The 13,061-nt window shown below is 53.7% G+C and carries 15 protein-coding genes; 5 read left to right on the forward strand and 10 right to left on the reverse strand.

The features are described from left to right. Positions 1-49 precede the first annotated feature (49 nt). Positions 50-700 (reverse strand): NAD(P)-dependent oxidoreductase, encoded by a 651-nt coding sequence (locus Q4G72_RS11795; RefSeq protein ID WP_303311625.1) that lies wholly within the window; start codon positions 698-700, stop codon positions 50-52. 76 nt (positions 701-776) lie between these two features. Continuing rightward, positions 777-1,220: an Rrf2 family transcriptional regulator gene (locus Q4G72_RS11800; RefSeq protein WP_303311626.1), complete on the reverse strand. Its 444-nt coding sequence runs from the start codon at positions 1,218-1,220 to the stop codon at positions 777-779. Between the two features lie 208 nt (positions 1,221-1,428). On the opposite strand from Q4G72_RS11800, the gene Q4G72_RS11805 reads away from it, so the two are divergent. Continuing rightward, positions 1,429-2,349, forward strand: a complete 921-nt coding sequence (locus Q4G72_RS11805; RefSeq protein WP_303311627.1) for a bestrophin family protein — start codon at positions 1,429-1,431, stop codon at positions 2,347-2,349. Positions 2,350-2,369: 20 nt separating this feature from the next. Here the strand turns inward: Q4G72_RS11805 and Q4G72_RS11810 are convergent, their stop codons facing one another. Then, positions 2,370-2,729 carry an MmcQ/YjbR family DNA-binding protein gene (locus Q4G72_RS11810; RefSeq protein WP_303311628.1) on the reverse strand — a complete coding sequence of 120 codons (360 nt, stop codon included), beginning with the start codon at positions 2,727-2,729 and terminating at the stop codon, positions 2,370-2,372. A 22-nt stretch (positions 2,730-2,751) separates the two neighbouring features. Then, a complete protein-coding gene (locus tag Q4G72_RS11815) occupies positions 2,752-2,928 on the reverse strand; it encodes a DUF6728 family protein (RefSeq protein ID WP_303311629.1) in 177 nt (58 codons plus the stop codon). A gap of 652 nt (positions 2,929-3,580) precedes the next feature. On the opposite strand from Q4G72_RS11815, the gene Q4G72_RS11820 reads away from it, so the two are divergent. Both Q4G72_RS11820 and Q4G72_RS11825 read left to right on the forward strand, forming a co-directional pair. After that, on the forward strand, positions 3,581-5,365 hold the full coding sequence (locus tag Q4G72_RS11820; RefSeq protein WP_303311630.1) for a serine hydrolase domain-containing protein: 1,785 nt from the start codon (positions 3,581-3,583) through the stop codon (positions 5,363-5,365). A gap of 73 nt (positions 5,366-5,438) precedes the next feature. Then, positions 5,439-5,900, forward strand: a complete 462-nt coding sequence (locus Q4G72_RS11825) for a nuclear transport factor 2 family protein (RefSeq protein ID WP_303311631.1) — start codon at positions 5,439-5,441, stop codon at positions 5,898-5,900. Between the two features lie 9 nt (positions 5,901-5,909). Here the strand turns inward: Q4G72_RS11825 and Q4G72_RS11830 are convergent, their stop codons facing one another. The 5 genes from Q4G72_RS11830 to ispG form a co-directional block, all read right to left on the reverse strand. Then, positions 5,910-6,230: a DUF6984 family protein gene (locus tag Q4G72_RS11830; RefSeq protein ID WP_303311632.1), complete on the reverse strand. Its 321-nt coding sequence runs from the start codon at positions 6,228-6,230 to the stop codon at positions 5,910-5,912. 137 nt (positions 6,231-6,367) lie between these two features. Continuing rightward, complete coding sequence (locus Q4G72_RS11835) at positions 6,368-7,036, reverse strand: HAD family hydrolase (RefSeq protein WP_303311633.1); 669 nt, start codon at positions 7,034-7,036, stop codon at positions 6,368-6,370. Positions 7,037-7,198: 162 nt separating this feature from the next. Beyond that, positions 7,199-7,861: a Rossmann-fold NAD(P)-binding domain-containing protein gene (locus Q4G72_RS11840; protein ID WP_303311634.1), complete on the reverse strand. Its 663-nt coding sequence runs from the start codon at positions 7,859-7,861 to the stop codon at positions 7,199-7,201. A 47-nt stretch (positions 7,862-7,908) separates the two neighbouring features. Continuing rightward, positions 7,909-8,415, reverse strand: a complete 507-nt coding sequence (locus Q4G72_RS11845) for a hypothetical protein (protein WP_303311635.1) — start codon at positions 8,413-8,415, stop codon at positions 7,909-7,911. 20 nt (positions 8,416-8,435) lie between these two features. Beyond that, positions 8,436-10,436, reverse strand: a complete 2,001-nt coding sequence (gene ispG / locus Q4G72_RS11850) for a (E)-4-hydroxy-3-methylbut-2-enyl-diphosphate synthase (protein WP_303311636.1) — start codon at positions 10,434-10,436, stop codon at positions 8,436-8,438. Positions 10,437-10,695: 259 nt separating this feature from the next. On the opposite strand from ispG, the gene Q4G72_RS11855 reads away from it, so the two are divergent. Together Q4G72_RS11855 and Q4G72_RS11860 are read left to right on the forward strand one after the other, a co-directional pair. After that, positions 10,696-11,184 carry a TlpA disulfide reductase family protein gene (locus Q4G72_RS11855; protein ID WP_303311637.1) on the forward strand — a complete coding sequence of 163 codons (489 nt, stop codon included), beginning with the start codon at positions 10,696-10,698 and terminating at the stop codon, positions 11,182-11,184. Between the two features lie 39 nt (positions 11,185-11,223). After that, on the forward strand, positions 11,224-11,841 hold the full coding sequence (locus Q4G72_RS11860) for a thioredoxin family protein (RefSeq protein ID WP_303311638.1): 618 nt from the start codon (positions 11,224-11,226) through the stop codon (positions 11,839-11,841). A 134-nt stretch (positions 11,842-11,975) separates the two neighbouring features. On the opposite strand, the gene Q4G72_RS11865 is transcribed toward Q4G72_RS11860, so the two are convergent. Continuing rightward, positions 11,976-12,959, reverse strand: coding sequence for an NAD(P)H-quinone oxidoreductase (locus Q4G72_RS11865; RefSeq protein WP_303311639.1), 984 nt, complete (start codon positions 12,957-12,959; stop codon positions 11,976-11,978). Positions 12,960-13,061 lie beyond the last annotated feature (102 nt).

The raw sequence follows: 13,061 nt of genomic DNA on the forward strand, positions 1-13,061 counted from the left end.
ATGCCGAGCACAGCCGAGGCATGACAGACTACATTTTGGCTACTCCCGCTTAGTACGCAGCGGTAAAGCGCTGGCGGATGTGTTTCGGCTGTTCCAGTTCGTCCAGGATTACTACGGCCAGATCTTCACCCGAAAGCACACTACGGCCTTCGTCGTTGAAAACCGGGGCTTCGAGGCCGAGGCGGTACTGTCCGGTGCGGCCGGTGCTGATGCCCTGATGCATTTCAATGGCGGGGCTGAAGAACGTCCAGTCGAGGGTATCGTTTTGCTTCAACTGATTCAGATAGTCGCGGGCGGAGGTGGCGCCGGGCTTAATGTCGGCGGGAAACTGCGGGCCGTCTACCAGCTGCTGACCATCGATATACAGGCTGCCTGCTCCGCCTATAGTCACCAGGCGCTTCACGCCCGATTTTTCGGTGGCGGCTTCAATGTCTTTGGAGCCTTGGAGGAAATCCTGATACAGGTTGGGGTTGGTCCAGCCGGGGTTGAAGGAACTAACCACAACATCGTGGCCGGTTAGCTGCTGGGCAAACTCCTCTACCTTGTTCACATCACCAACAGCAACGCGCAGATTTTCGTGTTGCACAGACAGTTTGGAAGGATTACGCACAATGGCAGTTACCTCGTGACCTCGGCTGAGGGCTTCAGTCAGTAGGTGCGAGCCAACAAATCCAGTGGCTCCGATGAGGGCAATTTTCATATTGAAATGAGTTGAGTGAAAGTAAAATAAATAGTTATTGTAACCAATATTGTTACAATTGAAGTCAAAAAAATAGCTAGCACATGGTTATGGCCTTTTGCTGAATATCCGTCGTCACGTGGTGCAGCGTTACCCCCGCCAATACCTGCTCCATGGCCTGCTGGGCCTGTTGCAGCGTATCATCCAGGGCCGACTGAATGTTGCGGCCGACGGGGCACTTAGGGTTGGGCTTATCGTGCACGCTGAACAATTGTCCTTCTTCCACAACCTCCACGGCGCGGTATACTTCCAGCAGGGAAATATCCGCCGGGGTACGCGTTAGGAAGGTACCACCTGATGCCGGCCGCACTTCTACCAGACCCGCCTTTTTGAGCTGGCCAAGAATGCGCCGAATTACTACGGGATTGGTATTCACGCTGCCTGCCATGCGCTCTGAGGTCAGCAGCACGTCGTCTTCCTGCTGCAGAGCCAGCAAGGAAAGCACGTGAATGGCGACGGAAAAGCGGCTGCTGATCTGCATGATTTGTTGGGAATACGACGTCGGACGACGCCACTGTTTCCTGACGGTGCAAAGATAGGATTGTAACCTCAGTAGTTACAAACAAAAGTCAAGAATAATTCCTGGATGTCAAAGTTCTTTCTGCCTACCTCGCAGGAGGTCAGCTTATTCCTGTTGAGGCCTATACGCTGCTCCCACCCAAACCTGCTGCCAATGCGTATGCGGCCTTATGATTATAAGGCCGAAGTACAATTGGTTTCAGATGCTGTTTGTGTGGCAGGGCTCGGTACTGCCGCAGATTCTGCCCCGTCTACTCCTGTTGTTTGTGCTATCGGTGGTAGTAACTTACTATCACGGTACTATTTTCCAGCATAGGATTCCGCTCACGGCTACACCGTTTACCCTGTTTGGCGTGGCCCTGGCCATCTTTCTGGGGTTCTATAACAATGTTAGCTACGACCGTTTCTGGGAAGGGCGTAAGCTGTGGGGCGCACTACTCAACACTACCCGCTCCCTGGCCCGGCAGGCCCTCACCATGAGCGGCTACCCGTCAGATTCGGCTGAGGTGGCGCACTTTGTACAGTTGCTCATTGCCTTTACGCACACCCTGCGCCATCAGCTTCGGCAAACCAACCCGGCCACTGACCTGCAGCGCCTGCTACCGCCCTCCCTCGCCGAAACTGTGCAACAGGCTCACTTCCGCCCCATTGTGCTACTACGCGAAATGGGCCATTGGCTGCAGGAAGCCAGCCAAGCCGGACGACTGGATAGCAACACCCACCTGGCCTTCGACCGCAACCTCAACCAGCTTTCCGACATTGTAGGCGGGTGTGAGCGACTAGCCAGCACGCCCGTCCCCTATACCTATAGTGTGCTGCTTCACCGCACCGTGTACCTGTACTGCTTCCTACTACCGTTTGGGTTGGTGGAAAGTATTAGCTGGGCTACCCCGCTCATTGTGGTTTTCATCGGCTACACGTTTATGGCGCTGGATGCCATAATCAGCGAGATTGAAGAGCCCTTTGGTACGCAGCCCAATGATCTGGCCCTGAATAGCATGAGCAACATGATTGAAGCTACACTGCGGGAACTGTCCGGTCAGCCCGTACCGGAGTGGCCCATATCTCATTCCGGCTATCAGATAGACTAGCCCGGAGCATTTCAGCAGGCTTACTCTTGTGGGCCAGCCACTTCTTCCCGCACGGTGCGGGGCAGTGAGGCCAGCACCAGGCTATAGGAATGGTCTGTCCATTCCTGTAGCTGCTCGTCTGTAACACCGGTGCCTACCAGCACAGTGTTCCAGTGCTTCTTATTCATGTGATAGCCAGGCTGTACGTAGTCGTACTTTTCGCGCAGCTCCATCGCAAACTCCGGGTCGCACTTCAGATTCACGCTGCCAAACGTGTCGATATCGGTCAGGGCAAAGATTTTGCCCCCTACCTTAAATACCAGTGTTTCCGGGCCAAAGGGTGTTTCCTCCGTTACCCCGGGTTTTAGCAGACAATAGTCGCGGAAATCTTCAATGTTCATTGCCCGGCTCTTATTTCAGAGGTTAACGAACAAACCAGCGGTATAGCAGCACCAGAAAGCCAACGACAAACATGGCCATGCTCAGCTTATTGATGAAGTGCATGGTGCGCAGGTTGAAGTTGGATTTGCGGTTTGGATCATTCTTACGAAAGAAATAACCAAAAACGGGTCCTAAATCGAAGAGGCCTTTGGAACGCATAGACTTGACAGTATACCCTTTTAAACAGGGTGTGAATAAGTAAAACTACAACAAATTGCTCTGCCTGCTCCCTCCAGCCAACCGGCAATCTGAAGCTTTTTTAAAAGCAGATTCCCTCATACAGGGAAGCGCCCTATTCTCCAAACAAGAGGGGTGAGACCATAGTTGCGGTGGCTGTAGGATATTTTAGCTGGCTACTCCCCTCCGCAAAGTATCTAGAAGCTAGCCTCTAACAGGCAGTTTTTTGCCTGTTAGAGGCTAGCAACAGAAAATGTTCGAAGTCATCATTAATTGCGGTATTTCCCCTCCTCTACAAAGCATAAAGTGGCACCACTTATTTATAAGCATAATTATATATTATCTGGCAAAATATTTTTCTGTTTAGCAGCTTTGAATCAGATGTAATGAGTAGCTGCATTTCAGGCCTAGCAACCACTATATCTCTTTATTATTTTATCAGTTACACTAAATACAAAGCATTGCCAAAGGGTATTCATCTCCTAAATTCCCACTAGAGCATCCTCTTTAATTCATATTATTTACTTAATAATTGAATTTTTATTTCGCGGAATATTCAAATAAATTGCTCGACTATATGGCTTCCCTATTCGGGGTTTAGCTGTGCGGTTGGAATGTGTAGTCGGCAAAGCTTTTGAAACAGATTTTTACTTTCCTGCTGGTTCTTGTAAGCCTGCATACGTCCGCGCAAACCGGCATTCCGGTTCCTCAATTAGCCCACTGCGATACTGCCATTCAGCAGTTCATGAAGCGTTGGGATGTGCTGGGCGCATCCGTAGCCATCAGCAAAGAGGGGAAGCTGGTTTACGACCGGGCTTTCGGCTACGCCGACCAGGCCCGCCAGATACCCATGCAGCCCTACAATCTGCTGCGTGTAGCCAGCGTCTCGAAACCTGTAACAGCTATTGCCATCATGAAGCTGGTAGAAGATGGCCAAATCAGTCTGAGCCACAAGGTTTTTGGACCTAATGGCTACCTGCAGAGCCCCTACTATCTCCGCCTTATTACCGATAAGCGCATCTATGATATAACGGTGCAGAACCTGCTGGAGCACACCGCGGGCTGGGACCGGAGCGTCCCCTGTGACGGCCACTCCGGCTGCGACCCTATCGACTTCCCCCTGGCCGTTAGCAAGGCCATGCATGCCCCCAACCCCGTTGGCGACTCCACCCTGATTGGCTATTTGCTCAAAAGAGGCCTGAACACCGCGCCGGGCAAGCATTATGCGTATTCCAATGTGGGGTACCTGGTGCTAGGCAAAATTTTGGAGCAGGTAACCCACCAACCGTATGAAGCCTGGGTAGCGGAGCACATCCTCCGGCCGGCCGGGGTGCTGGAAGCCCACCTGGGTCATAACCTGCCCGATGCCCGCCAGGAGCGCGAAACCGAGTACAAGGGGCGCAACCGCAAGGCTTCCTGCTACGGAACCGGGCAAAAGGTGCCCCTCAGCTATGGGGGCTTCAACTTAGAAGCTATGAATGCGCACGGCGGCTGGATTTTCTCCGCCCGTGACTTAGTGCGGCTGCTGCTTTCAGCTGATGGCTTGAATTCCCGTGCTGATCTGCTTTCGGCTTCCACTATTGAAACAATGACCACGCCATCGGCCGCTAACCCGGCGTATGCCAAAGGCTGGGCACTGGCTGATGGAAACTGGAAGCATTCGGGGTATATCGATGGCACGGCCAGCTACCTGGCCCGTACCCCCGACGGCTATACCTGGGCTATTTTGCTAAACTCAAACGGCACCTCGGCGCAGTTCTGGAAGGCACTGGATAAGCTGGGCCGCACCTGCGTGCAGGGCACCGACAGCTGGCCCTCCCATGATCTTTTACCACCTGAGCTGAATGCTTCTGAGCTAACGGCTACTACTTCCAAAACGGAAGCGGCCCGCCTACGCTGGACTAACGGCAACGGTACCCGGCGGCTGGTGCTGGTGAAAGCCGATACCCCCGTAGATGCCTTTCCGCAGGACGGAGTAGCCTATACCGCCCATTCTTCCTTTGGGCAGGGGCAGCGCCTGGGCCTGGATACCTTTGTGGTAAGCAATGAGGAGGACAACGACGTGCTGGTACGCAACCTCAATCCTCACCGCCAGTACTACGCCCGGGTAGTAGAATACCGCCAGGACGAAACCACTAATAACCAGCCTGTTTATACGCTGGAAGGCAACCCGACCCTGGTGCTGAACAGCAAAGAGCCTGTTTTTGCTGTAGTTCGTGCCTCGGTTAACTCGCTCTTTGCCCGCTATTTCCGCAGCAGTAGCAATACCATAGTGGCCCTCCACGTACCAGTCACTACCCGGGTGGAAAGCGTGGAGTCGGAACTTACGCCTCGTACTGTATATAGTGCCTGGCCCATTAAGCAGGCCGGGCTGCCCCAGCAGCTTCCAAGTCAGCACACGGAAAGCCGGGTAAATTAAGCAGTTGTAGCAGGCCAGTTTTGGGATAAAGCTTTCGATTATCTTCGCTGCATTCCTACGCTCTTTCTCTTAGATGAAAACCTTCCTGATTGCTTGCTTTTTCCTGGCGCTTTTCCCTTTTGCGGCTCAGGCCCAACGTGCTTCAGCAGAAGAAGCTGCCGTTAAAAAAACCATTGCTACCTTCTTTGAAGGCATGCGCCAGGCCGATAGTACGCTGGTACGCTCTACGCTGGCACCCGGAGCCATTTTCCACACAATCATCAACCGCAAGGGCATTACCGAGCTGCTGCCGGAAAGTCCCGCTGAGTTTGTGAAAGCTGTGGGCACGCCCCACAAAGAGGTGTGGGATGAGCGCATCAGCTTCGATAAAATTTTGATTGATGCGAACCTGGCCAGTGTCTGGACGCCCTATGAATTTTACCTGGGCACCACCTTCAGTCACTGCGGCTACAACTCTTTTCAGCTGGTAAAGCTAGCGGATGGCTGGAAGATTGCGCATATCATTGACACGCGCCGCAAGGAGAAGTGTAAATAGAAAAACAGGCTAGAAAGCCGGGATACGCTGCAAGGGCATGTCATTTACTTTCCAGCAATCCAGCTCATACAATCCCCCCTCTTGGTCCAGATACAGCGAAACCAGCACTGGCACACCATCATCGTCCAGAAAATGGGTGTTAGCAATCAACTCCCCCAGCTGCCGGTTGGGCTGGTTACTGATAAACCGTAAACTACCGGTCTCGCCTCCCCCTAGCTCTGCTACTTCCACCGTATGCAGCCGCCCCAGCAGGTGCTCAGCGCCTGCTTTACCGCGGAGTAAAAACAGCAGTAACCCAAGCTCCGGTAGGTTTAGGGCGCGTTTGTTCATGCAGCATTTCTCCTTTCATCCACAATTAAGTACGTGGCGGATAGAGGAATGTAAGCTGTAGAGGACCTTAAAGGGCAGGGCATGCTGCATTTTTAAGGTGCGCTTTTCTTCCAAGCAAAACAGGCAGCAGTAAGTGCTTAATATGCCGGAACGCCAAACGTCTGTATAGCGGCATAATTAAGCTGGCTCAAGTGCGAAACCACGTGGTCGGCGTGATGCAGGTCCTGGCCTTCGGAATGCTCGCTGCGGTAGCCAATGCAGTACATGCCAGCCGCCTTGGCCGCCGTTACGCCGTTGGCTGAGTCTTCAATGACCAGGCATTCCCGGGGCGGCATGCCGCTTAGCTTGGCCGCATGCAGGAAAATAGCCGGGTCGGGCTTCGACTTCGGAAAGTCCTCCCCGCTCACCAGGTTATCGAAATACGGGTACAGCCCGAAGCGCGTGAAAACCCGGTCAATGGTTTCTTTAGAAGCTGAGGATGCCAGCTGAAGCGGGATACCGGCCCTAAACAGATCCTCAATAAGCGGCCGGGCGCCGGGCAGCAAATCCAGCTCTGCAGATTCGTCAAACGACTTGCCGAACAGCTCCCGCTTACGGCTCATTAGCGTTTCTACGTCTTCCCGCAGGCCAAACTGCTCTTTCAGCAGTTGGTACACGTTACGGGTAGAGGAACCGAGGAAGGTGGAGTATTCCTCTCGAGTCATAGGAATGCCTAACTCGGCAAAGTGACGGAAAAAGGCGTCGTGGTGGAGCGGCTCGGTGTCAACCAGCACACCATCCATATCGAAGATGACGGTTCGAATCATGTGGGAAGGGAGAAGTCCGGCAAAGCTAGCAATTACCTTCTTGCCCTTCTGCGCGGCAAACTCCTCCATCCGGGCAATAGCGACGAAGCTGCTGAGGCGGGGATAAAAATACGTCCTGTCGCGGCTTGGATCAACAGGACGGAATACTTTAAGCAGGTTTTCTTATCCTTTGGCAAGTGCCACAATATCTGGCACTTCCAGCACCGGTTTAAAGTAGCCTTTTCGCACTACGTTTATCATGGCCAGGCCCATTTCCCGTAACGTGGAAACATACTGAGGCAAAAACCGGCGCAGGGCGGGATAGAGCCAGCCGAAATATTTGTAATACGGCAATGTGTGCTGCAAGCCTGGAGTAGCCTGCATGAAGCCAGGACGGAACATATAGGCATGCGCGAAGCCCAGCTTCAGCAAGTCGTTTTCCGTCTTTCCTTTCACGCGGGCCCACATTTGCCGGCCCTTCTCGGAACTGTCGGTGCCGGCGCCTGATACGTAGCAGAACGTGAGGCCAGGGTTGCGCGGCAGCAGGGTGTTGGCGAAATGCATCGTCAGGTCGTAGGTCAGGCGGCGGTACTCTGGCTCCTTCATGCCGACGGATGACACGCCCAGGCAGAAAAAGCAGGCGTTATAGCCCGTCAACTGGTCCTGAATGGGCGACAAATCCTGAAAATTCTCGTGCAGGATTTCGCGCAGCTTGGGGTGCGTAATGCCGCTGGGCTTGCGGCTGATGGATAGCACCTGCTCCACCTCCGGGTGGTTCAGGCACTCGTGCAGTACCCCCTCACCCACCATACCGGTTGCCCCGGTCAGAATTGCTTTGATCTTCATGGGAAGGTAGACGGGTGGGCGTCGCGGATGTTTTAAGGTTCCTTTACTTATTCATCTTCTGCATAACCTGTAAACTCCGCACCAGTATAGGCAGCAGCTTCATAAGCATCTACTGGGTAATCTTCTACTGAAAGAGAATTCCAAAAGAGTTGGCCTAGCGAACAGTTCATCTTAATAAAGAACTTTCGCGGATCCTCCTCTTCTTGCTCCCAGAAATAATCATGGAACAAATAACCGGCCTGATAATCCCGTAAATCCAGCGCAATTGGGTCACCAGTAGATCCACTGCCTATTAACAGTAATTCTGCTCGAAGGGCACGCTGGAAGCCGTCTTCCCAATCAAAATTTTTCTTTAAACAGTTTGCTTGGTCGAAGTGCAACTCCCCAATTTCCAGATCTTCATCAAAGGAAAATTCTGTTAAGAATTGCTTGGCTTCCTCTGACAAACCAATCCGAAGGAGCAGCTCTATATTCTCGCTTCGTAATGGCTCGAAATGCTTTCTTACGTTGATACCGGCTAAAGCAAGGGCCTGTCGCATCTTTTCTGCATCCATCACTGGTATATTTTCTTTCACTACACCCTTACTGGCTCCTCCAGCAACACCGGCTCAATCCATCTGCCATCCTCGCGCATCAGCTCAATAAGCTGATCCACGGCCTGGGCTTCCGGTACGGATTTCTTGATGACTTCCTGGCCGCGGTAGAGGGCAATTTTGCCCTTGCCCACGCCCACGTAGCCGTAGTCGGCGTCGGCCATTTCGCCGGGGCCGTTCACGATGCAGCCCATAATGCCGATTTTAACACCCTTCAGGTGGTCGGTGCGTTTGCGGATCATGGCAGTAGTTTCCTGCAGATCGAACAAGGTGCGGCCGCAGCTGGGGCAGCTGATGTACTCCGTCTTGCTCATGCGGGTGCGCGCCGCCTGCAGAATACCAAAGCTGAGCTGGTTGAGCTGGTCGATATTCTGGAGCCATTCCTCTTTCGGGCGCTCAGGGAGCAGCTCGGTGCTCAGCACTACCCCGTCGCCGAGGCCGTCGAGCAGCAGGCCGCCCACGTCGGTGGCGGCATAGAGCTGGGTTTGCTCGGGCGTAAGCTCCGGATACTGGCGGTTGATGATGACCGGGTTGGTAACGCCATTGTTCATTAGCTCGAAAAACGCGCGGCGGATTTCGGGCATGGCGTGGGCGTTATCGGTATACAGGATAACCACGGCGGTGCTGTCCTCGCGCAGCTGGTCCAGGGCAGCACTGGTGAGAGAGGCCAGGTTATGAAACACGAAGTTCAGCTCGGGGTGCTTGGCGGCAGCCACGGCGTATTCGGCCTGGGTGAGCACGGGGAAATGGTCCGGGCGATGGCCGGCATCCATCCAGGCGCTGTAGTCGACTACTTCTTTTAGGCCGTTGGGCAACATAAACGGCACGGGGCGTTGGCCGCTGTAGAGGTAGTCGGCGCCGAGGTCGTTCATCTGAAACTTGTCGAGGAACGCCGAGTACAAGTGGCCTACGGCCCGCAGATCGGCATACTCTACCGAGGTGAGGCGCGAAATGTCTACCATCACGCGGGGTACGTTCTGGCCACCCATGTTCAGCACCTCGCGCGTTACGCGGCGGTGATATTGGAAGGGGTCAATGGGCACTTCCGCTACCGCCGCCATAGGCTTGGCTTCAGCGGCGCGGTGGGTGTAGCGGTCAATCAGGGCTTTGGCTACGGGAGCTTCGGCTTCAGGGGCTTCTGTCAGGGAAACGCGCACGGTGTCGCCGATGCCGTCTTCCAGCAGCGTGCCAATGCCCACCGCCGATTTGATGCGGCCGTCTTCGGCCTCGCCGGCTTCCGTTACGCCGAGGTGCAGCGGGTAAGGCTGCAGGCCTTCTTCGTCCAGCTTCTGAACCAGCAGGCGGTAGGCCTGCACCATCACCTGGGTGTTGCTGGCCTTCATGCTGAGCACTACATCGTAATAGTTTTCTTCCTCGCAGAGGCGCAGAAACTCCAGCGCCGATTCTACCATGCCCAGCGGCGTGTCGCCGTAGCGTGACAAAATCCGGTCGGATAGGGAGCCGTGGTTGGTGCCGATGCGCATAGCCGTGCCGTACTGCTTGCAGATTTGCACTAGCGGACGGAACCGCTCCCGTATGCGGTTTACCTCGTCCTGATAGCTAGCATCGGTGTACTCAATGATGTCGAACTTCTTCTTATCGGCGTAGTTGCCGGGGTTTACGCGCACTTTCTCCACAATGCGGGCGGCCAGCTCGGCGGCGTTGGGCGTGAAGTGGATATCGGCAATAAGGGGCACTTGGCAGCCGCGCTTGCGCAGCTCCTTTTTAATTTCCAGCAGGTTCTGGGCCTCTTTCACGCTGGGCGCCGTGATGCGCACATACTCGCAGCCAGCCTCTACCATGCGCAGCGTCTGCTCAACCGAGCCCAGCGTGTCCATGGTGTCCACGGTGGTCATGCTCTGCACCCGAATGGGGTTCAGGCCACCCATAGGCACGTCGCCAATTTTTACTTCGCGGCTGAGGCGGCGCTTATACTCGGTGAGGCTGGGGCAGTAAATCTTGGAAGCGGAAGTCGGGGTCATGCGGCAGACAAAGTGGGCGTAGCAGAAACTACGGGAGGGCGCGTAAAGTTGCTGAAGGCAAAGGTACGAGGCTTTCCCTCGTTGCTTAAACAGAATTCTTCAGTTCATGTATCAAGCTTTATATAGGGTTCATGACTTGCTTATTCTATTGCTCACGTCTTCAAAATGCCTGTCTTTTAACCAATAAATTTTATAACAAATAAACGCCGCAACTTTGAGCTACCTGAACTGTCTTTGCATAAATACCCTTTCACGAAACATGACTCGACTACGAATTTTAGGAGTGCTTGCCGGCGTGTTGCTTTCGGTTTCCGCCAGCGCGCAACAGGTAAGTGTGATTAAGCTGCCGGAGCTGCAAAAGCGGCTAAACCGGCAGAGTGATACTACTTACGTGGTAAATTTCTGGGCTACATGGTGCGCGCCGTGCGTGAAGGAGCTCCCCTATTTCGATCAGGTAAATACCACCTATGCCAAGCAAAAAGTGAAGGTCTTGTTGGTGAGCATGGATTATGCCTCGCAGCTGGAAAAGAAAGTGACGCCCTTTGTACAGAAGCGCAACCTTAAATCGGAAGTAGTGCTGCTGAATGAAACCGACCCCAATTCCTGGATTGATAAAGTAGATCCTAAATGGTCGGGGGCGCTGCCTTTTACATTGATATTCAATAATAAGCAGCAAAAACGCGCTGCCTTTGAGCAGGAATTCACCCAGCGCGAGCTAACCACTCAGCTTCAGAAGTTTTTGCAGTAATTCTTTACCGTCATCCTTAAAACCAACTTATTTCCGCTTATGAAAAAGCTCCTTTCTTTCTTTACGGCGTGCTTAGCGCTGGTGCTGCTCAGCAACTTTGTTGTGGGTACGGCTGGGTATGAGGTCGGCGACAAAGTGGCCGATTTTAAGCTGAAAAACGTGGACGGCAAAATGGTGTCCCTGGCCGATAACAAGGCAGCCAAGGGCTACATTGTAGTATTCACCTGCAATACCTGTCCGTTTTCCCAGGCCTACGAAAGCCGCATCATTGCGCTGCATCAGAAATATGCCTCTAAAGGGTATCCGGTGGTAGCTATTAATCCTAATGATGCGGGAACCGTGCCTGAGGAGTCTTTTGCGGATATGAAGGCCCGGGCAGCCACCATGAAGTTTCCCTTCCCCTATCTGCAGGATGAAACCCAACAGGTAGCAAAAACCTTTGGTGCTACCCGCACGCCGCACCTGTATGTGGTTACGAAGAAGGGCACTGACTTTGTGGTTTCCTACATCGGTGCCATTGATGATAACTCGGAAGATGCCTCCCAAGTGAAGACCAAATATGTGGAGCAGGCCATGACGGATATTCTGGCTGGTAAGCCCGCTACTACCAGCTCTACCAAAGCTATTGGCTGTACCATTAAGTGGAAGAGGGCGTAATAGAGCGCGGCTTCATTGTTACTTGCTATCATCCTGAGCTAAGCAAAGAACCTTCTCCCCGCATACCGAGTCGTTGTTACGCGAGTCGTTTTAGCTGGCAGAAGGTCCTTCGCTTAGCTCAGGATGACACGTTTTTAGACTTCCCCTGTTCCAACCTCCAGCACTATTTTACCAATATGCTCACTGCTTTCCAGCAGGCGGTGGGCTGCCGCAGCTTCCGCCAGCGGGAACGTACGGTAGATAACCGGACGGAATTTACCGGCTGCCAATAAGGGCCACACGTACTTTTCTACTTCGGTGGCTAATGTGGCCTTAAATTCTGCAGAACGAGGCCGTAGTGTGCTTCCAGTTATAGTCAGCCGGCGGCGCATAATATCCAGCGCATTGGCTTCCAGCTTGCCGCCCTGCATGGCGTTTATGAATACTAAGCGCCCATCATCCTTCAGCAGGCGCAGGTTTTTTGGCGTATAGTCGCCGCCTACCATATCCAGCACTACATCCACCCCTTCCGGGCGCAAAATCTCTTCAAAATCGGCCTCTTTGTAGTTAATAACCCATGAAGCGCCCAGGTCCTGACAAGCCTGCGCCTTGGCAGCATTTCCCACCGTGGTGGCCACCTTACTGCCCAACGCATGCGCCAGCTGTATGGCCGTAATGCCTATGCCGCTACTGCCCCCGTGTACGAGCAAGGTTTCGCCAGGCTGCAGTGTGCCCCGCTGGAATACATTGTGCCACACCGTAAATACGGTTTCAGGCAGTGAGGCTGCTTCCACCATGCTCCAGCCAGCAGGCACGGGCAGGCAATGCTGGGCATCCACTACAGCATATTCGGCGTATCCACCAGCGGCCAACAAAGCACAAACAGCGTCGCCGGGTTGCCAGCGGGTTACACTGGCACCACACCGCTCCACAATGCCCGCTATTTCCAGGCCGGGCACTACACCACTCACATCACCGGCGCCGCCATACTTGCCCTGGCGCAGCAATACATCGGGCCTGTTTACGCCGGCCGCTTGTACCCGCACCAAAACCTCATGCGCCGCAGGCTGCGGAATGGCTTGCTCCTGCAAATGAAGCACTTCGGCCCCGCCGGGATGCTGAATTATAATTGTCTGCATCCTTAAAAGTATCGATTCAGATATTGTGGCCTGCCAGCTTACAGTATCGGCTATAAAAAAACGGCCTATGCGAGCCGTTCTTTTCATTCGAGATGCTGGTTT

It is taken from the genome of Hymenobacter sp. BT730 (assembly GCF_030542105.1).
Taxonomy (GTDB): domain Bacteria; phylum Bacteroidota; class Bacteroidia; order Cytophagales; family Hymenobacteraceae; genus Hymenobacter.